The 18,954-nt window shown below is 59.7% G+C and carries 17 protein-coding genes and 1 riboswitch; of the genes, 14 read left to right on the top strand and 3 right to left on the bottom strand.

All coding sequences use genetic code 11. The features are described from left to right. Positions 1-45 precede the first annotated feature (45 nt). On the bottom strand, positions 46-651 hold the full coding sequence (gene flgA, locus G5134_RS12555; RefSeq protein ID WP_010633464.1) for a flagellar basal body P-ring formation chaperone FlgA: 606 nt from the start codon (positions 649-651) through the stop codon (positions 46-48). A 222-nt stretch (positions 652-873) separates the two neighbouring features. Between flgA and G5134_RS12560 the strand changes: the two genes are divergently transcribed. From G5134_RS12560 to mgtE, 14 genes are all read left to right on the top strand, one after another. Beyond that, positions 874-1,785: a chemotaxis protein CheV gene (locus tag G5134_RS12560; RefSeq protein WP_005302769.1), complete on the top strand. Its 912-nt coding sequence runs from the start codon at positions 874-876 to the stop codon at positions 1,783-1,785. Between the two features lie 18 nt (positions 1,786-1,803). After that, the gene (locus G5134_RS12565; RefSeq protein WP_005302768.1) at positions 1,804-2,628 is read left to right on the top strand and encodes a CheR family methyltransferase; all 825 of its coding nucleotides are present in this window, start codon (positions 1,804-1,806) and stop codon (positions 2,626-2,628) included. A 63-nt stretch (positions 2,629-2,691) separates the two neighbouring features. After that, positions 2,692-3,090, top strand: a complete 399-nt coding sequence (gene flgB / locus G5134_RS12570) for a flagellar basal body rod protein FlgB (protein WP_005302767.1) — start codon at positions 2,692-2,694, stop codon at positions 3,088-3,090. Then, positions 3,090-3,509: a flagellar basal body rod protein FlgC gene (gene flgC / locus G5134_RS12575; protein WP_005302766.1), complete on the top strand. Its 420-nt coding sequence runs from the start codon at positions 3,090-3,092 to the stop codon at positions 3,507-3,509. Before flgB ends, flgC begins: the two co-directional genes overlap by 1 nt. Before the next feature lie 15 nt (positions 3,510-3,524). Then, positions 3,525-4,253: a flagellar hook assembly protein FlgD gene (locus tag G5134_RS12580; protein ID WP_017765626.1), complete on the top strand. Its 729-nt coding sequence runs from the start codon at positions 3,525-3,527 to the stop codon at positions 4,251-4,253. Positions 4,254-4,263: 10 nt separating this feature from the next. Further along, the gene (flgE, locus tag G5134_RS12585; RefSeq protein ID WP_065017000.1) at positions 4,264-5,598 is read left to right on the top strand and encodes a flagellar hook protein FlgE; all 1,335 of its coding nucleotides are present in this window, start codon (positions 4,264-4,266) and stop codon (positions 5,596-5,598) included. Between the two features lie 151 nt (positions 5,599-5,749). Further along, positions 5,750-6,496 carry a flagellar basal-body rod protein FlgF gene (gene flgF / locus G5134_RS12590; protein WP_005302763.1) on the top strand — a complete coding sequence of 249 codons (747 nt, stop codon included), beginning with the start codon at positions 5,750-5,752 and terminating at the stop codon, positions 6,494-6,496. 14 nt (positions 6,497-6,510) lie between these two features. Further along, entirely contained in the window at positions 6,511-7,299 is a 789-nt protein-coding gene (gene flgG, locus G5134_RS12595) for a flagellar basal-body rod protein FlgG (RefSeq protein ID WP_005302762.1), read from the top strand. Between the two features lie 14 nt (positions 7,300-7,313). After that, positions 7,314-7,985, top strand: coding sequence for a flagellar basal body L-ring protein FlgH (flgH, locus tag G5134_RS12600; RefSeq protein WP_005302761.1), 672 nt, complete (start codon positions 7,314-7,316; stop codon positions 7,983-7,985). A gap of 8 nt (positions 7,986-7,993) precedes the next feature. Next, positions 7,994-9,091, top strand: coding sequence for a flagellar basal body P-ring protein FlgI (locus G5134_RS12605; protein ID WP_010633466.1), 1,098 nt, complete (start codon positions 7,994-7,996; stop codon positions 9,089-9,091). Between the two features lie 47 nt (positions 9,092-9,138). Continuing rightward, positions 9,139-10,230, top strand: a complete 1,092-nt coding sequence (gene flgJ / locus G5134_RS12610; protein ID WP_065017001.1) for a flagellar assembly peptidoglycan hydrolase FlgJ — start codon at positions 9,139-9,141, stop codon at positions 10,228-10,230. 3 nt (positions 10,231-10,233) lie between these two features. Next, entirely contained in the window at positions 10,234-12,234 is a 2,001-nt protein-coding gene (locus G5134_RS12615) for a FlgK family flagellar hook-associated protein (RefSeq protein WP_065017002.1), read from the top strand. 4 nt (positions 12,235-12,238) lie between these two features. Further along, positions 12,239-13,447, top strand: a complete 1,209-nt coding sequence (gene flgL, locus G5134_RS12620; RefSeq protein WP_024942445.1) for a flagellar hook-associated protein FlgL — start codon at positions 12,239-12,241, stop codon at positions 13,445-13,447. Between the two features lie 212 nt (positions 13,448-13,659). Continuing rightward, positions 13,660-13,829: riboswitch (M-box (ykoK) riboswitch) on the top strand. A 120-nt stretch (positions 13,830-13,949) separates the two neighbouring features. Beyond that, entirely contained in the window at positions 13,950-15,293 is a 1,344-nt protein-coding gene (gene mgtE / locus G5134_RS12625; RefSeq protein WP_017783958.1) for a magnesium transporter, read from the top strand. Positions 15,294-15,358: 65 nt separating this feature from the next. On the opposite strand, the gene ppx is transcribed toward mgtE, so the two are convergent. Together ppx and ppk1 are read right to left on the bottom strand one after the other, a co-directional pair. Continuing rightward, the gene (ppx, locus tag G5134_RS12630; RefSeq protein ID WP_017782330.1) at positions 15,359-16,849 is read right to left on the bottom strand and encodes an exopolyphosphatase; all 1,491 of its coding nucleotides are present in this window, start codon (positions 16,847-16,849) and stop codon (positions 15,359-15,361) included. Further along, positions 16,839-18,908 carry a polyphosphate kinase 1 gene (gene ppk1, locus G5134_RS12635; protein WP_017765621.1) on the bottom strand — a complete coding sequence of 690 codons (2,070 nt, stop codon included), beginning with the start codon at positions 18,906-18,908 and terminating at the stop codon, positions 16,839-16,841. The genes ppx and ppk1 overlap by 11 nt, the downstream gene beginning before the upstream one ends. Positions 18,909-18,954: the final 46 nt, after the last annotated feature.

An 18,954-nucleotide genomic window follows, 5' to 3' on the forward strand; every position in this document is an offset into this window, starting at 1 on the left:
CGGTGGCTGCCGTCATAACTTTAGAAAAAAGTGATCCGAAAATACTCAGAAGGTGACCACCACGGAGCCAACTGCGTTGACTTTTCCCTGCACCGTTTTGCCTGACCGGATATTGACGAGCCTGATCATGTCTCCGAAGCTGCCATCTTGCAAGGCTCGGGCCATGGTTTTGATTTGCATGCTGCTATTTTCTGCGCTGAGGGTCACCTGGTCACCCTTGCAGACGACGCAGACCTGGCTGAGCCGGATGGGCTGGCCCGGCTTGAGTTCCCGTTTGCTGCGAACGCCGATGAGGGCCGTGGTATCGCTGAGATAGTCGCCGCGGATCAGGGTCTGATCCTGGTAAGCCTGCGTCAGCACGCTCTCGCTGAGGATGTCGCCCTTGGCCACCGGCGTGGAGACGGTCACATACGGCTTCTGTATGCTGATGCGCACCGGCAGGTAGAGATCCCAGGGTTTCTCCTCCTCACATTTGAGGTAGACGGTGGTATTGCGGCGGATCTCCATCTTGGCGGGAAGGGTGATGGACAGATGCTCTTCGCAGCGACTCAGGGGCAGACGTTCATCGATGGAAGCGGCCTGCACCTGTGCCTGGGCGTCGAGGGGGACATCGAGCTGGCCGAGCACAAATTCCTGCGCCTTTTCTTGCAAGTAACTGGTCACCTCGGATGCTGTGGCGTGAGAAATGCCGCAAAACAGCAGTAAGGTGAGGAAAAGTCTACTAATCATTTTCGCTCGCAGGCCGATAAGTTGTTCACGTATATCACCATATTTAACTATGCTTGCTTCAGAATTCGTTCGTAGTGACATCGACAGTCTGACGCAAGCCAACACGCATGCATGATTAATGCCAAGCGTTTTTAGGGAGTGTTTATGGCCAGTATCCTGGACTCGGTCAACCAACGTACCCAGCTGGTGGGGCAAAACCGGCTGGAATTGTTGTTGTTTCGTCTCAACGGACGTCAAAGATTTGGCATCAACGTATTCAAGGTTCGTGAAGTGTTGCAGTGTCCTCCCTTGACCGTCATGCCCAAGCTCAACTCCTGCATTCGCGGGGTGGCCCACATTCGTGGCCAGACGATCTCCGTCATCGATCTGAGCATGGCGATGGGCAAGCGTCCTATCGAGGATCTGACCAAGTGTTTCATCATCATTTCTGAATACAACCGCTCCATTCAGGGCTTTCTGGTGCACTCGGTCGAGCGCATCATCAACATGAACTGGGAATCCATCTTGCCACCGCCGAAAGGGGCTGGGCGCATCAACTACATGACGGCCGTCACCGAGGTGGATGGGGAGCTGGTCGAGATCCTGGACGTGGAGCGCATCCTCAACGAGATTTCGCCGGTGTCGACCGAAGTGAGCCAGGAGCTGGTGGAGGCCAGCGTAGAACACCCGACCCTGGGACGTCCGGTGCTGGTGGCCGATGACTCTTCTGTGGCCCGCAAGCAGGTGCAGCGCGCCCTCGAAGCCATCGGGGTACAGTGCGTGCTGGCCAAGGATGGACGCGAAGCGCTCAACATGTTGCTGGAGATGTCCAAAAACGGTCCCATCAAGGATCAGATCGCCCTGGTGATTTCGGACATCGAGATGCCGGAGATGGATGGATATACTTTCACGGCAGAGATCCGCAACAATCCCAATCTCAAGGACTTACATGTTATTCTGCACACATCCCTCAGTGGGGTGTTCAATCAGGCCATGGTGCAGAAAGTTGGTGCGAACAATTTCATTGCCAAATTCCAGCCGGATGAATTGGCCAAGGCCGTACAAGGCGCACTCTAATCAAGAAGAACAAACTGCATGAAGACACTTTCGGACGACTTATACAAACAATTCAGCAATTTTCTGGCGGTACAGAGCGGAATCGTGCTGGGTGACAACAAACAGTATCTGGTCAAGAGTCGGCTTTCACCCTTGATGACTCAGTTTGGTATTGAGAGTCTGTCTGATCTGGTTACTCGAGCGATGAGTGTGCGTGAGCGTGACCTGAAAATGGCAGTGGTTGATGCCATGACCACCAACGAGACCCTGTGGTTCCGCGATACCTATCCCTTCCAGCTGCTGACCGACAAGATCTTTCCCGAACTGGGCAAGAGCGGTCGGCCCATCAAGATCTGGTCTGCGGCCTCTTCCTCCGGACAGGAGCCCTATTCCATCGCCATGACGGCGCTGGAACAGCAGATGAAGAAGCCCGGCACCTTGCCAGGTGGCGTCCAGATCGTGGGGACGGACATCTCGACCACCATGCTCAATCAGTGCAAGGAGGGGGTATACGACAGCCTGGCACTGGCCCGTGGTCTGTCGCCCGAGCGTAAGAAGCTGTTCTTCGAACCCCATGGTGACAACAAGATGCGGGTGGTGGAGCGTGTCAGAAAATTGACCACCTTCCGCCCCTTGAACCTGCTGGAGAGCTACAGCCTGCTTGGCAAGTTTGACATCATCTTCTGTCGCAACGTACTCATCTACTTTGCCCCGGAAGTGAAGTCGAAGATCCTCAACCAGTTTGCAGCCAGCCTCAATCCTGGCGGCTACCTGATGTTGGGGGCTTCCGAGTCGCTGGCCGGTTTGACCGACAGGTTCGAGATGATCCGCTGCAACCCCGGCATCGTCTACAAGGTTAAATGATCCCCGCTTAAATCCTTCCTTGGCACACCTTTTGCTAATAATTTCTCAAGCAGGAGGTGTGCTATGGCAATTTCATTCGACAAGGCATTTGGTATCCATCAATACACGCTGAGCGTTCGCTCCAAGCGTGCCGAGGTGTTGTCCAGCAACATTGCCAACGCGGATACCCCTGGCTTCAAGGCCAGAGACATCAACTTCTCGCAAGCATTGGAAGAGGCCCAGCAACATCAGGGCTTCGGCCTTGCCACGACCAGCGAGAAGCACTTTGCCCTGCAGATGGATGCGCCCGGCGTGACGCAGTATCGCAATCCCCTGCAGCCGGATACCGGTGATGGCAACACGGTGGACGTGCAGCAGGAACGCAGCGAGTTCTTGCGCAACAGCCTTGAATACCAGACCTCCCTTGAATTTATGAACAGCAAGATCAGTGGCCTGCTGAAGGCCTTGAAAGGAGAACAGTGATGAGTTTGTTCAAGGTCTTTGACATTGCAGGCTCGGCCATGAGTGCACAGTCTGTTCGACTCAACACGGTAGCCAGCAACATGGCCAACGCCGACAGCGTCAGCTCCAGCGTGGAAAAAACTTACCATGCCAGGCGGCCAATCTTTGCCGCCCAGCTGGATCAGGCCATGTCGGACAAACAGGCGTCGGCCGGGGTTGAAGTGAAGGGCATTGTCGAGAGCGATGCCCCTCTGCTCAAGGAGTACAACCCCAACCACCCCATGGCAGACAAGGATGGCTTCATCTTCAAGCCAAACGTCAACATGGTGGAAGAGATGGCGGACATGATCAACGCCTCGCGCAGCTATCAAACCAACGTGCAGGTGGCCGATTCTGCCAAGAAGATGCTGCAGCAGACGCTCAACCTCGGCAAGTCCTGACAGGGGGACGCATAAATGGCAGATACAACCAGTGGTGTGAACGGTATTGGCTATACCTCCACCCAGACCACGGGCACGACCACCACTCCGAAGAAGGAGCTGGATCAGGAGTCGTTCCTGAAGCTGCTGACCATGCAGCTCTCCTATCAGGACCCGTTCAAACCGGTGGACAACGCCCAGATGCTTTCCCAGATGACGTCCATGTCGACGTCCCAGGGGATCAGCAGCCTGTCGAACCAGATTGGCAGCCTCAATACCTTGATGACCTCCAGCCAGGCGCTGCAGGCATCGGCACTGGTGGGGCAAAACGTCTTGCTGCAGAGCAACGTCGGCTACCTGGAAAAAGATGGTTCTTTGCCGGGTGTGGTCGCAGTGGGCACAGAAAACAAGTATTCGAACGTCAAGATCACCATCGAAGACGAGAGTGGACAGGTCATCAAGGAGTTTCCTCTGGAAGGTGACCAGAAGGGCAACGTCGAGATTGTATGGGATGGCAAGGACAAGGACGGAAACCCGGCCAAAGAGGGCAAATACACCCTCAAGGCAAACGGTACCGTGGACGGGAAGTCGGAGAGTGTGCCGATCTTTGCCTACGGCAAGGTCGACAGCGTGATCCTGGGTTCGGCAAGCAATCCGACCCAGCTCAATTTGAAAGGCCTCGGTACAACAAGCTTGAACAGTATCTTGCAGATTGCAGGTACGGTGAAAACACCATCAACCACCACGCCAACAGCATCGATCTAAGGAGCTGGATATGTCATTTAACAATGCCTTGAGCGGTGTCAACGCGGCACAAAAAGATCTGAACGTTACCGCCAACAACATTGCCAACGTCAATACCACGGGCTTTAAAGAGTCTCGTGCCGAGTTTGCGGACGTCTACGCCAACTCCATCTTCGTCAATGCCAAAACCCAGGTCGGCAACGGTGTGGCAACGGGGGCGGTGGCACAACAATTCCATCAGGGGGCGCTGCAATTCACCAACAACGCCCTTGATTTGTCCATCCAGGGCAACGGCTTCTTCGTGACGTCGGACGGTCTGACCAACCTGGATCGTACCTTTACCCGGGCTGGGGCCTTCAAGCTGAATGAAAACAGCTATATGGTCAACAATCAGGGCAACTATCTGCAAGGTTATGAAATCAACACGGATGGGACACCCAAGGCGGTCAGCATCAACGCCACCAAGCCGATTCAAATTCCGGATCGGGCGGGTGAGCCCAAAATGACCGAGCTGGTGGAAGCCAGTTTCAACCTGAGTATCGAGTCGAAAACCAAACCGACGTCACCGGCTGCGTTTGATCACACCAACTCCGCCACCTTTGCCCACTCAACTTCCGTGACGATATATGATTCGCTGGGGGCCCCCCATGTGATCACCAAGTATTTTGTCCGCCACGAGGATCCGGCTGCCCCGGGAACGCCGCTGACACCGGGTACCTGGAGCATGTACATGTATGAGGGGGACAAGCCCATCGACATCGCTGGTGGTTCACCCAGCCCGGCCACAGGCGTCCCCACCGGCGTCCAGATGACCTTTACCTCCGGCGGCAAACTGGATACAGCGCTGACCGTTCCGGCAGATCCGATCAAAACCGTCACGCTTGGTACTGCGGCCGGGATTATCACCAACGGTGCCGATCCCACCCAGACACTGGAGATCCGTCTCGGTGACGTGACGCAATACAGCTCGCCTTTCAACGTCACCAAGCTGACCCAGGATGGCGCCACCGTTGGTAATCTGACCAAGGTCGAGATTACGCCGGACGGCATTGTGTCGGCGACCTACAGCAATGCGACCACGTTGAAGGTTGCCATGGTGGCACTTGCCAAGTTCGCCAATTCGCAAGGATTGACCCAGGTCGGCGATACCTCCTGGCGCCAGTCTCTGCTCTCAGGTGATGCGCTGCCGGGCACCCCCAATTCGGGTACCCTGGGCAGCATCAAGTCCTCTGCGCTGGAGCAATCCAACGTGGATTTGACCTCCCAGCTGGTCAACCTCATCACGGCGCAGCGCAACTTCCAGGCCAACTCCCGTTCGCTGGAAGTGAACAGCTCCCTGCAGCAGACCATACTGCAGATCCGTTAAGTCTGGTTGCATGCACGACAAGGGGCGCTTCGGCGCCCTTTTTTATTGGCTGTTGTTGCGGGTGATAGCGGCGGTAACTGACAAGCTTGATGGGGATTGGCATTCAAATTGCAGTTCCTCTGTCAGAGTCATCAGTTTGACGGAGGATCCCATGGATCACCTGCTATACATCGCCATGTCCGGTGCCAAGGAGAGCATGAACAGCCTGGCTGTTCGAAGCAACAACCTGGCCAACGCCAACACCACCGGCTTCAAGTCTGACTTCGAGCAGGCGCGCAGCATGCAGGCGTTTGGCGAAGGGCTGCCCACCCGGGTGTTTGCCATGGCGGAGCGGCCGGGACAGAACCTGCAGCACGGCATGCTGATGACCACGGGTCGGGATCTTGACGTTGCCGTCGACGGTCCGGGCTGGATTGCGGTGCAGGATCCCAAGGGCGGTGAAGCCTATACCCGGATGGGCAACCTGCAGCTCAGTGCCACCGGCAATCTGCAGACCTCCACCGGCCTGAACGTGGTGGACGATGGCGGTCAGCCCATCGTGCTGCCGCTGCCGATGGAGAAGATCGAAATCAACCGGGACGGTACCATCAGCGGCCGGCCGGAGGGGGCCGCCCCCAACCTGCCGGAGGAGTACCAGCGCATCAAGCTGGTCAACCCGGCAGCCGATGCGGTGGAGAAGGGGCAGGATGGCCTGTTCCGTCGCAAGGATGGCCAGAATGAAGCGGCGTCGGCCAATGTGGGCCTCATCGCCGGCTCCCTCGAGGGAAGCAACGTCAACGTGGTCGATGAAATGACCAACCTTATTCGCTTGCAACGTCAGTTCGAAACCCAGGTCAAAATCATGAAGACCGCGGAAGAGAATGACGAGGCCCAAACCCAGCTGCTGCGTATCAGCTAACCAAGGAGTTTTACATGAACCCTGCACTCTGGATCAGCAAGACCGGGTTGGATGCACAGCAGACCAATATCTCGGTTACCTCGAACAACCTGGCGAACGCCAGCACCGTGGGTTACAAAAAATCCCGGGCCATCTTCGAGGATCTGCTCTATCAAAACATCAATCAGCCGGGCGGTCGTTCGTCGGCCGACACCGAGCTCCCCTCCGGCCTGATGCTGGGGGCGGGTGCCAAGGTTGTGGCCACTCAGAAGAACCACAGCCAGGGCAACGTGCAGACCACCGACAACTCGCTGGATCTGATGATAAGCGGCCGCGGCTACTTCGAAATCCAGCTGCCGGACGGCAGCGCCGCCTATACCCGCAACGGCCAGTTCACCCTCAACGATGAAGGGACCATAGTCACGCCGGGCAACGGTTATCCGCTGCAGCCGGAAATCCAGATCCCCGAGAACGCCCAGAGCGTCACCATAGGGGAAGATGGGCAGGTCTCGGTGCAGCTCAAGGGGGATGGGGCTTCCCAGGTCATCGGCCAGATCAATACCAGCGACTTCGTCAATGCCTCCGGCTTGCAGCCGATGGGGGAGAACATGTTCGTCGAGACCCAGTCCAGCGGTGCCCCCATTCAGGGGGTGGCCGGCACGGACGGGCTTGGAGTGATCAAGCAGGGCATGCTGGAGACCTCCAACGTCAACGTGACCGAAGAGCTGGTCAACCTGATCCAGGCCCAGCGGGTGTACGAGATGAACTCCAAGGTTCTCTCGGCGGTGGACGGCATGATGTCCTTCCTGATCCAGCGCACATAAGTAGGAGGCGCACCATGAAAGCCATATGGATGCTGGGACTGATGGTGTTGGGGGGCTGCAGCAGCACCCCCAATACCCCTAAGCCCGATGATCCCGAGTTTGCCCCCGTCTACGGGGAGTCGGAGCCGGTCTCGGTCAGACCGACCGGGGCGATTTTCCAGCCCGATCAGGTCAACGGCATCTACTCGGACATCAAGGCGCACAAGGTGGGCGACATCATCACCATCGAGCTGGCCGAGTCCACCTCTGCCTCCAAGAAGGCCAATACCCAGAGCGGCAAGGACAACAAGCTGACGATGAACACGGCGATGCTGGGTGGTGTGCCGGTAACGGCCGGCCCCTATGATCTGTCGGCCTCTCTTGGCCAGAATGGCGCTTTCAAGGGGCAGGCCAAGGCGGATCAGAGCAACAGCCTGCAGGGCAACATCTCCGTCAGCGTGGCCAAGGTGCTGCCCAACGGCAACCTGCTGGTGCGCGGCGAGAAGTGGATCATGCTCAACAACGGCAATGAATATATCCGGATCACCGGCATGATCCGCCCCGAGGATGTGACCACGGACAACAGCGTCTCCTCCCAGAAGGTGGCCAATGCCCGCATCCATTACGGTGGTACCGGCGATCTGGCCAACAGCCAGGAACAGGGGTGGCTCACCAGCTTTTTCAATGGTCCCTGGTGGCCGCTCTAGGAGGTGTTATGAAGTCGCTCCGTCTTGTTGCCCTGTTTTGCTGCCTGTTGCCCCTGGGGATGGCTCATGCCTCCCGGATCAAGGACATCAGCTCGGTGGAAGGGGTGCGCAGCAACCAGCTGATCGGCTACGGCCTGGTGGTGGGTCTGCCCGGTACGGGTGAGAAGAGCAACGCCTTCACCGAGCAGACGTTTCGCACCATGCTGAACAACTTCGGCATCAAGGTGCCGGACAACATCAAGCCCAAGATCAAGGACGTGGCGCCGGTGGCCATCCATGCCGATCTGCCCCCTTTTTCCAAACCGGGACAGACCATAGATGTGACCGTATCGGCCATCGGTGAGGCCAAGAGCCTGCGTGGCGGCACCCTGCTGCAAAGCTTCCTGAAAGGGCTGGATGGCCGGGTCTATGCCGTAGCGCAGGGCAGCTTGGTAGTTGGCGGGCTAGGGGCCGAGGGGGCTGACGGCTCCAAGGTGGTGGTCAATACGCCCACCGTCGGCCGCATCGCCAACGGGGCCACCGTGGAGCGGGAGGTTCCGAACTCCTTCAGCCAGGGGGATACCATCACCTTCAACCTGAATCGTCCCGACTTCACCACGGCGCGCCGGCTGGCCGACGTGGTCAATGATCTGGTCGGCCCCAACACCGCGCAGGCACTCGATGCCACCTCGGTCAAGGTCTATGCGCCGCGGGATCCGGGCCAGCGGGTCTCCTATCTCGCCACCATCGAGAACCTGGAGGTGGATCCGGCCACCGAGGCGGCCAAGATCATCGTCAACTCCCGTACCGGCACCATCGTCATCGGCAGCCAGGTGCGGCTCAAGCCGGCGGCCATCAGCCACGGCGGCTTGACGGTCACCATCGCGGAGAATCAGCAGGTGTCCCAGCCCAATCCGCTCTCGGGTGGCCAGACGGCGGTGACGAACAACTCCACCATCAATGTGCAGCAGGAGCAGGGGCGCATGTTCAAGCTGGATACCGGGGCGACCCTGGATGATCTGGTGCGGGCGGTGAACCAGGTCGGGGTGGCACCCGGCGACCTGATGGCGATCCTGGAGGCGCTGCAGCAGGCTGGCGCCATCGAAGGCCAACTGGTCATACTGTAATCAACAAGCGGCAAGGGGTTGCCACGGGCGGCAATGAGGTAAGCAAAATGGCAGAGTTAGATAACAACGGCGGCGTGAATCTGGGCATGGTACAGGACATCCAGAACCTGGATCGCCTGCGCCAGTTGAGCCAGAGCAAGGAGGGGAAAGCGGATGCGCTGATGGCCGCCTCCCGCCAGTTCGAGTCCATTTTTACCCAGACCCTGTTCCAGAGCATGCGCCAGGCCAACCAGGTACTGACCCAGGACAGCCCTTTCAACAGCAGCTACACCCAGTTCTACGAAGGGATGCTGGATGAGCAGCGGGTCGCCGACATGTCGAGCAAGGGGGGCATAGGCCTGGCCGCCATGGTAGCCAAGCAGCTCTCGCCGGAGACCTTCACCCATCACGACGGGCGGGTGCTCAAGATGCCCCAGCGCACCGAGCGGGTCTACAAACCCTATCAGCCGCCCACCTCCACCGCCAACGATCTCATCTCTGCCTCAAAAGTTGGCAAAGATTTTGCTGAGAAAGAGATGCAAGGGGATACCCAGCCTCAGACAGCGCTGCACCGTACCCGCCGAACCGTACCGCCCATGGGGCCGGCGGCAGAGGTACATGGCATGCGCAGTCACAAGGCGCTGGATGATACCGCGCAGGTGTTCGACTCCCCTGAAGAGTTTGTCGACCGGCTGATGCCGCTGGCCAAGAAGGCGGCCGACAAGCTGGGATTGAGCCCGGCAGTTCTGGTAGCCCAGGCGGCGCTGGAAAGCGGCTGGGGCAAGCGGGTGATCAAGAACGGGGAGGGGCAGGTGACCCACAACCTGTTCGGCATCAAGGCCGATCCGCGCTGGGAAGGGCCCAAGACGGTGGTCAGCACCCTGGAATACGAGAAAGGAGTGGCATCACGCCAGAAGGCGGCGTTTCGCTCCTACGAGTCGTTCGAGGAGAGTTTCAACGACTATGTCGATTTCCTGACCTCGGGTTCCCGCTACAAGGGAGCCCTGGCCAAGGTGGACAGTCCGGATCGCTATTTCGAAGCCTTGCAACAGGCTGGATACGCCACCGACCCGCACTACGCCAGGAAACTGAAACAGGTATTGCGCAGTGATGCCATTGCCGGCTACTCCGCGACCAACAATACAGAAATGGAGCTGTAAGTCATGGCAAGCGATCTGCTTGGAATTGGTACCTCGGGTGTGATGGCCCAGCAGCGACTGCTGCAGACCACCAGTAACAACATCGTCAACGTCAATAGCCAGGGCTATGTGCGTGAACGGACCCTGATCTATACCAATGCCAACGGACTCGGCACCGGGGACATGCTGACCGAGCGGGTCATCAACGCCTATGCCCAGGGAGAGGTCAGGCGCGACACGTCCGCCTTCTATGCCTCTTCCACCCGTTATCAGCAGCTCGCCAACACCGACAGCCTGCTGGGAGACACCAGCAACAGCGTCGGCGCCGCCATCAGCTCCTATTTCGAAGGGTTCCATACCGCCAACGAGGCCCCCGCCGATATCTCCGGCCGCAAGACCACCCTGAGTCAACTCAGTGGCATGGTAAATCGCTTTCATACCCTGTCGGCCCAGCTGGACAAGCAGACCGACACCATCAACACCACCATCGAAGATGAAGCCAAGCGGGTGAACAGCCTGATCAACAGCATCAACGATCTGAACCAGGCCATCATTCGCACCCAGGGCACGCCGGAAGAGAACCTGATGCTGTTCGACCAGCGGGACGAGGCCATTCGCCAGCTCTCCGAGAAGATGGAGATCCGCACCGTGCCGCAGGACAACGGCAGCATGCTGGTCAACATGAGCACCGGTCACTCTCTGGTGCTCAACGGCAGCGTTGCCCAGCTCAGCGTGGTGCCGGGCAATCCCGATGCCCGTGAGTCCGAGTTGCAACTGGTCATGGACCCCAACAAGGTCGCCTTGAATGACAAGGACATAGGTGGCGGGATAGGGGGGCTCTTCTCTGCCCGCAACGATCTGGAGCCGGCCAAGCGCGAGCTGGGTCAGCTGGCGGCCGCCATGGCGGATGCCATGAACCAGCAAAACCGGTTGGGGATGGATCTGGACAACGAGCTGGGGGGGGATCTCTTCTCTCTCGGCACGAGTGATGGCCTGCCCTACAGCCAGAATACCGGCAACGCTACCGCCAAGGTGAGCTTCGTGCCCGGCAAGGGGACGGAAGTGACCACCTTCGACTACGAGGTGCAGTTCAGCAGTGCCACCGGCTACGAGGTGTTCTCGGTGGACAAGGATGGCAACCGCACCTCGCTGGCCACCGGCACCACGCCACCCGCCACCGTGCAGGTGGCGGGGCACGGCATCCAGTTCGATCTCTCCGGCACACCGGCGGCGGGGGACAGGATCCTGCTGCAACCCACCAAGCGGGCAGCTGCCGGCCTGGAGCAGCTGGTGACCCGGGCCGAAGATCTGGCGCTGGCATCGCCGCTCAAGGCGGATAAAGGCAAGGACAACTTCGGTTCGGGCGAGATCAAGCTAAATGGCATCACCAATACCGGCGCCGGTTCCGGCTTTGGCACCAACAGCCTGGATCCGGCCTCACCCCAGGTGGTGAAGATAGACGTCAGCGGCAACTACCAGGTCTATGCCGCGGACGGTACCACCCTGATCGGGGTTGCCCCCGCCGCCAGCAAGGGGCAGAACCTGATGGCGGCCCTCGAGAATCCGCTTGGTGGCCCCAAGGTGTATGCCACTCCGACCCAGACCCCGGGTTATGAGTTCAGCATCACCGGCCAAGTGAAGAGTGGTGACAACTTCACCCTGAGCTACAACACCGACGGTTTTGCCGACAACGCCAACGGCCTGGCGCTGGCCGAACTGCAGAACAAGGATCTGGTGCGCAAGAGCAGCAACGCCGGCACCAGCAACGACAAGATGACCTTCAACGAGGCCTACTCCAGCCTGGTGACCGGGGTGGGCAACACCACCAGCCAGGCCAAGAGCCAGCTCAAGGCCGATGAAACGAAATTGACCCAGAGCAGGGAGATTTTCGAGAGTGTCTCCGGCGTCAGTCTGGAGGAGGAGGCGGCCAACCTGATCCGCTATCAGCAGTCCTATGCCGCCTCCGCCCAGATCGTCAGCACCGCCAAGACCATCTTCGACACCCTGCTGTCATCAGTGAGGTAACCCGATGCGTATCACCACCAACATGGTCTATGACCGCAACATCACCTCGCTGAACGGCGCCAACGAGCGGCTGAGCACTGCTTATGAACAGCTGATGACCGGCAACAAGTTCAAGACGGCGGGGGAGGACCCTTCCGGCATGAGCCAGAAGTTGGCGCTGACCAAGGAGATCGATCTCTTCAAGCAGTACGGGGTCAACGGCAGCCTGCTGGAAAACAGCCTGGGCCACGAGGAGACGGTGCTGACCGCCCTCAACACCGCCATGACCAGTGCCCAGACCCTGATCCAGAAGGCGAACGACTCGGCGGTGGGGTACGAGGATCGCCAGGCTATTGCCAGCGAGCTGGAGGGGCTGCAAAAGCAGATGTTCGACCTGATGAACAGCAAGAACTCCCAGGGCGAATATATCTTCGGCGGCAATCAGAGCAAGACCCAGCCCTTCATTCAGGATGCCAGCGGCAACTACATCTTTCAGGGGGATACCGGCCAGCGCAAGATCCAGGTGTCACCGACGGTGCAGATTGCCGCCAACGATTCGGGCTTCAACCTGTTCGAAATCGTGCCTACCCGCCGTACCAGCAGCGCGGGGAGCGCCAATATTCAGGTCGGGGTGGCCGATCAGGGCCACTTCGACAGTTTTTACCGCAACAATTACGATCCTTCGCTCGCCAGCAACCAGTACACGGTGAACACCATCGCCGGCACGCCGGATACCTACGAGATCCGGGATGGCGGCGGTACCCTGCTGCAAAGCGGCGACTATGTGGCGGGCAACAAGATCCCCTTCAACGGACTGGAGCTGACCCTGTCGCTGCCGGCGGGGGGCGCGGCGCAGAACTTCGTGCTGGATCCGCCCCAGAACAACAACATCCTGGATGGCATGTCCGATTTCATCACGGCGCTGCGGGATCCCAACATCACGCCGGATACCTTCCAGCTGAAGGTGGCGGATGCCACCGCCCACATGAAGAATGCCCGTCTGAACGTGGATCAGGGGCTGGGGGAGATCGGCGGGCGCATGAACGGGCTGGAGCAGGTGATGGGTTCGAACGAAGGCTTGAGTACCCTCAACCAGCAGGCGAGGGCCAAGGTCTCCGAAGCGGATCTCTACGAGGTGATCGCCACCCTGTCGAAAGAGGATGCAGCCCTGAGCGCCACCCAGCTCTCCTTCAGCAAGATCAGCAAGTTGACCCTGTTCGACTACATCCGCTGAGCTTTTTTCATCGCTTGCGGCCCCGGCTGGCCGCAAGCGATGGTTGCCGTTCCAGTCCCTTTCTCTCGCTTTTTTATCCTCATTCAACTCCCCTTGCCAACCAATTGTAACAAGCTGTTGCCATAGGCCATTTAGCCCCTTGCCCCGGGTTGACTCCTATTGAGCGTTCGATAATCATGCTGCCCGCACAACAGAGGGTTGTGCGACTATTTGCAGCATCTCGTTAGGCGAGGCTCCTGTATAAACACAGGCCACTGATCTCACGACGTCCAGAGACGCCCAAGATCAGGACAGTTTTCATCGGATTAAGGTGTAAACCCAAGTGGCTTCCGGCATGCCGGATACGTTATGCAGTGCTAAAGCTGGTACGTGGGGATGATGACACGCCGAACGGCGTCATTTCCTGCCTATTACTCGTCAATCAAATTGCTGTTTTCTTTCAGACGGCGACGGATCACCGTTCGCGCTCAGGCTTGCCTGAAATCACATGAGGTCATTTGTGATGAAGAAAACACAGACACTACTCAATCGTCACCAACTGCTCGATCTGGCTGCCCTGCAGGGTTGGCTGGAGCACAATCTGGACCCGGTGCAGCGCGCCGATCAACTGCTGACCCTGCGTCCGGAAGAGCTCAACTGCATCTTCGATACCCTGCCCATCAACGAGGGGGCTGCACTGCTTGGCTCGCTGTCGGCAGACTGTGCCGGCCGGCTGCTGATGCGACTGCATGTCAGCATCGTCAGCCTGTTGCAGGGGGCCATGCCCCGGCGCGACATGCTGGCCATTCTGCGCCGGTTGGGCAGCAGTGATCGCACCATGCTGCTTGCCCGCTTCCCGGAGCAGGTACAGTCCACCTTCTACTCCCTGCTCGACTGGCCGACCGAATCGGTGGGCGCCAACATGCGCCACGAGTTTCTGGCCATCGGCGATCAGGAGACGGTGGGCAGTGCCAAGCAGCTGATCCACGATGCCTGGGACAACGCCCAGCTGTTCCAGAACCTCTATGTGGTCAACAACGACAAACGCCTGCTCGGCAGCATCTCGCTCAAATCCCTGCTGATTGCCGACCCGCAACTGCCGGTGAGCGAGCTGATGGACCGGGAGGTGGTGCGCATCAACGCCCGGGCGGATCAGGAGCTGGCCGCCCGCCTGCTGATCGATCGTGACCTCTCGACCCTGCCGGTCGAGGATCAGGGCAAGCTGGTGGGTATCTTCCACGTGGACGATGCCGCCGACATCCTGGAGCTCGAATCCACCGAGGATGCGGAGATGCAGGGTGGCTCCTCGCCGCTCGACACTCCCTATCTGCAGGCCACACCCTGGCAGCTGTGGCGCAAGCGGGTGGGCTGGCTGTTGATCCTGTTCGTGGCCGAAGCCTATACAGGTACCGTGCTGCGGGCGTTTGAAGAGCAGCTGGAGGCCGCCATCGCGCTGGCCTTCTTCATTCCGCTCCTGATCGGCACCGGCGGCAACAGCGGCACCCAGATCACCACCACGATCGTGCGTGCCATGGCGGTGGGGGAGGTGAGTCTGCGCAACCTCGGCACCGTGCTCAAAAAAGAGATCTCCACCGGTCTGCTCATCTCGGCCGCCATCGCGCTGGCGGCCTGGGTACGGGCCTGGAGCCTGGGGGTCGGCCCCCAGATCGGCATGGTCGTCACCTTGACCATCATCGCCATCGTGCTGTGGAGCGCCACCGTCGCCTCTGTGATCCCCATGGTGCTGCGTCGTTTTCGTATCGACCCGGCGGTGGTGTCCGCCCCCTTCATCGCCACCCTGGTGGACGGCACCGGTCTCATCATCTACTTCGAGATCGCCAAGCTGCTGTTGCCCGAGCTGCAGTAAGTCGCCATCTGAGAAAACGCAAAAGGCAGCCCATGGGCTGCCTTTTTTGCATCCGTCGCCCGCGCTCAGCCGAGCTGGAACAGCAGCGGCCAGCCCTGCTCCTGGCAATAGCGGTGCTCCTTCTCCAGATTCTGCATCAGCAATTTGTTCTCCTCGCACCAGTCGAGCGGCAGGGTTACCACCAGCTGATCGCCTTGCGCCGCGACTTTCCACTCGGGCAGCAGGTTGTCCTGACGCCTGTGGTGGGCGGCCACCGCGAGGCGCAGGATGCGGATGCAGCGCAGCACCGTCTGCTCGTCGTGGTTGGGCAGGGCGGGCAGCTCGGAGAGCTTGAGCCCCTTGCGCTGGAAGCGCACCAGGGCCGCCAGCAGGGCCTGATCGTCCTGGTTGAAGCCGGGCAGGTCGGTGTGCTGCAGGATATAGGCGGAGTGGCGGTGGATGCCGCTGTAGTTGATGGCAAGGCCAATCTCGTGCAGCCGCGCCGCCCAGCCGAGGATGGCGCGATAGGGCTCTACCGGCAGCTGCCATGGCACCTGCAGGGCATCAAACAGGGTCAGCACGCTCTGCTCCACCCGGGCGGCCTGCTTTCGGTCCAGCCGGTAGTGGGTGCCGAGGGCCTGGGCGGTGCGCTCGCGAATGTCGTGGTGCTGCAGCCGCTCCTCGAACTCATACAGCAAGCCTTCGCGCAGGGCGCCGTCGGAGTACTCCATCCGTTCGATGGGCAGGGAGGTGAAGAGCCCGATCAGGATGGCGACCGCGGCGGCAAACACCTCCTGGCGCTCTTCGGTGAGGCCGGCCAGCTTGAGATCGCCGACCCGCTTGTGGGCCAGCATCTCCCGTTTGAGCTGCTCCAGCCCGGCGAGCGTGATGCTGCCGTCGGTCCAGCCCTCACCCTGCAGTACATCGCGCACGGTGCGGATCGATCCCGAACTGCCGAGGCAGCTCTGCCAGCCCAGCTTGCGGTACTGGTTGATGATGGGGGCGAGCTGGTGCTGGGCCTCCAGCACGGCGCCGTTGAAGGCTTTTTCGCCGAGCTTGCCGTTGGCAAAGAAGCTCTGGGTAAAGCTGACGCAGCCCATTTTGCGGCTGGTGAGCGCCCTGTGTTCAAACCCCTCGCCGATGATGAGCTCGGTGCTGCCGCCGCCGATGTCCACCACCAGCACCTGTCCCTCGATGTGCTGGGTATGGGCGACCCCCTGATAGATGAGGCGCGCCTCCTCCTGGCCGCTGATGATCTCGATGGGGTGGTTGAGCACCTTGGCCGCCTCGCTCACAAACTCGCGGGCATTGCTGGCGCGGCGCAACGTGTAGGTACCGGCGATGCGGATCTGATCCGGATTGATGTTGGTGAGCCGCTCGGCAAATATCGACAGGCAGGCGAGGCCGCGAGCCATCGCCTCCGGACTCATCCGCTTGTGGGCATCCATCCCTTCGGCCAGCCGCACCCGCTCCTTGATGCGATCGACGATGCGAAAGCGCCCCTCGCTGAGATGGGCGATCACCATGTGAAAGCTGTTCGAGCCGAGATCGACGGCGGCGTACAGGCTATTGTCCATTGTTTGACTCTATGCGTTTGAGGTAGTCGTAAATCGCGACCTGGGAGCGAATTTTGCGGCGGTTGCCCCGCTTCACGTATTCGTTCTTCTGGTCGGCATCGATGACCCGCGCCTTGCAGGTGTCACTCAGTTGTAGCTCGAGAATATCCAGGATGCGCTGCTTGAGACGCTCGTCGTAGATGGGGGTGCCCACCTCGATGCGACCGTCAATGTTGCGGCTCATCCAGTCGGCGCTGGAGATATAGAGCTGGGGGTTGCCCCGGTTGTGGAACACCATCACCCGCGGATGTTCGAGGAAGCGGTCGATGATGCTGATGACCCGGATGTTGTCGCTAAGACCCGGCACCCCGGGGCGCAGGGCGCACATGCCGCGGATGATCATCTGGATGGGCACCCCGGCCTGGCCGGCGGCATAGAGCCGGTTGATGAGATCCCTGTCCACCAGGTTGTTGATCTTGAGGGTGATGCCGCTGGGTTGCCCCGCCTTGGCGTTGGTGAGCTCGTTGTCGATGAGCCGATAGAGCTGGCGCCGGCTGTTGATGGGGGAGACCAGCAGGTGGTTGAACTTGTAGCGCCGGTAGGGATATTCGATGTATTCAAACACGCTCTCCACCTCGGCGGTGATGTCCGGGTGGCGGGTCAGCAGGGAGAAGTCGGTGTAGATCTTGGCGGTCTTCTCGTTGAAGTTGCCGGTGCCGATGTGGGCGTAACGCACCGCCTCGCCATTTTCGTGGCGGGTGATGAGGCAGAGCTTGGAGTGGATCTTGAGGCTCGGCACCCCGAACACCACCTTGACCCCCGCATTGGTCAGGATATTGGCCCAGTCGATGTTGGCCGCCTCGTCGAAGCGGGCGCGCAGCTCCACCACCACGGTCACCTTCTTGCCGTTGTTGGCGGCATCGATGAGGGAGTGAATGATGCGCGACTTCTTGGCCACCCGGTAGATGTTGATGCGAATGGCGCTCACCGCCGGGTCGAACGCCGCTTGGCGCACCAGCTCGGTGAAGTGGTGGAACTTGTGGTACGGGTAGTAGAGCAGTATGTCCTGCTTGGTGATGGCGTCGAAGGCGTTGACGAAACCATCGAAGTCGCGGCAATCGAGGGCCGGCAGTTTGGGATTTTCCAGATAGTCCCGACCCACGTTGGGGAAGCCGATGAAATCCTTGAAGTTGTGATAGCGCCCGCCCGGCATGATGGCGTCGTAGGAGCTGATCTGCAGCTTGAGCTTCAAGAAGCTTATCATGGCCGCCGGCATCTCCCGCTCGTAGACGAAGCGCACCGGCATGGCGGTGAGGCGCTGTTTCAAGCCATCACTCATCTTGTCCACCAGGCTCAAGTCCAGCTGGTCGGAGAGGTCATACTCGGCATCCCGGGTCAGCTTGACCGCGTAGGCGGCAATCTCGTCGTAATCGAAGAAGCCCTTGAAGATCTCGTCCAGACAGAAGCGGATGACGTTGTCCAGGATGATGATCTGCTTCTTGCGACGGGTCCCTTCCGGCGGCAGCTGGAAGAAGCGGGGCAGGTCGTCGGTCGGCACCTCCACCAGGGCGTACTGGATCACCTGGCCGTTCTTCTTCATCTCGATGGCGAGATAGGTGTACTCGTCTTTCAGGAACTTGACCGGGTTGACCTCCTTGTTGAGGAGGATCGGGATGATGTGGCGCAGCACCTTCTCCTTGAAGAAGACCCGCAGCCACTGCTGGATGGATTCGGAGAGCTGGTTCTCGTTGACCAGGAAGATGTTGTGGCGGGCCAGCGCGATCAGCAGCTCCTTGTAGGTGTTGTCGAACGCCTCGCCGAGCGCCATCACCTTCTGCTGGATGGCTCGCAGCAACACCTTGGCCTCGTCGTCGCCGCCGTGCACCTCGTTGATCAGGATGCGGCGCTTGACGTCCGACACCCGTACCTTGAAGAACTCGTCCTGGTTGGAGGAGAAGATCCCCAGAAAACGGACCCGCTCGATGAGCGGGACCGTCTTGTCCATCGCCTCTTGCAACACCCGTTCATTGAATGAGAGCCAACTCAGCTCCTTCTCTTCATACTGCTTGTCGGTGCTCATGTGATGCCTCTGTGGTCAGGTCGCGTCTGCGCGGCAGTTATGGCGT

The sequence above is a fragment of the Aeromonas sp. 600276 genome, assembly GCF_049175815.1.
Taxonomy (GTDB): domain Bacteria; phylum Pseudomonadota; class Gammaproteobacteria; order Enterobacterales; family Aeromonadaceae; genus Aeromonas; species Aeromonas dhakensis.

Excerpts from the sequence above, each read along its gene's own strand:
- G5134_RS12560 (WP_005302769.1), top strand. The coding sequence starts at position 874 with ATGGCCAGTATCCTGGACTCGGTCAACCAACGTACCCAGCTGGTGGGG.
- G5134_RS12565 (WP_005302768.1), top strand. The coding sequence starts at position 1,804 with ATGAAGACACTTTCGGACGACTTATACAAACAATTCAGCAATTTTCTG.
- flgB (WP_005302767.1), top strand. The coding sequence starts at position 2,692 with ATGGCAATTTCATTCGACAAGGCATTTGGTATCCATCAATACACGCTG.
- flgC (WP_005302766.1), top strand. The coding sequence starts at position 3,090 with ATGAGTTTGTTCAAGGTCTTTGACATTGCAGGCTCGGCCATGAGTGCA.
- G5134_RS12580 (WP_017765626.1), top strand. The coding sequence starts at position 3,525 with ATGGCAGATACAACCAGTGGTGTGAACGGTATTGGCTATACCTCCACC.
- flgE (WP_065017000.1), top strand. The coding sequence starts at position 4,264 with ATGTCATTTAACAATGCCTTGAGCGGTGTCAACGCGGCACAAAAAGAT.
- flgF (WP_005302763.1), top strand. The coding sequence starts at position 5,750 with ATGGATCACCTGCTATACATCGCCATGTCCGGTGCCAAGGAGAGCATG.
- flgG (WP_005302762.1), top strand. The coding sequence starts at position 6,511 with ATGAACCCTGCACTCTGGATCAGCAAGACCGGGTTGGATGCACAGCAG.
- flgH (WP_005302761.1), top strand. The coding sequence starts at position 7,314 with ATGAAAGCCATATGGATGCTGGGACTGATGGTGTTGGGGGGCTGCAGC.
- G5134_RS12605 (WP_010633466.1), top strand. The coding sequence starts at position 7,994 with ATGAAGTCGCTCCGTCTTGTTGCCCTGTTTTGCTGCCTGTTGCCCCTG.
- flgJ (WP_065017001.1), top strand. The coding sequence starts at position 9,139 with ATGGCAGAGTTAGATAACAACGGCGGCGTGAATCTGGGCATGGTACAG.
- G5134_RS12615 (WP_065017002.1), top strand. The coding sequence starts at position 10,234 with ATGGCAAGCGATCTGCTTGGAATTGGTACCTCGGGTGTGATGGCCCAG.
- flgL (WP_024942445.1), top strand. The coding sequence starts at position 12,239 with ATGCGTATCACCACCAACATGGTCTATGACCGCAACATCACCTCGCTG.
- mgtE (WP_017783958.1), top strand. The coding sequence starts at position 13,950 with ATGAAGAAAACACAGACACTACTCAATCGTCACCAACTGCTCGATCTG.
- ppx (WP_017782330.1), bottom strand. The coding sequence starts at position 16,849 with ATGGACAATAGCCTGTACGCCGCCGTCGATCTCGGCTCGAACAGCTTT.
- ppk1 (WP_017765621.1), bottom strand. The coding sequence starts at position 18,908 with ATGAGCACCGACAAGCAGTATGAAGAGAAGGAGCTGAGTTGGCTCTCA.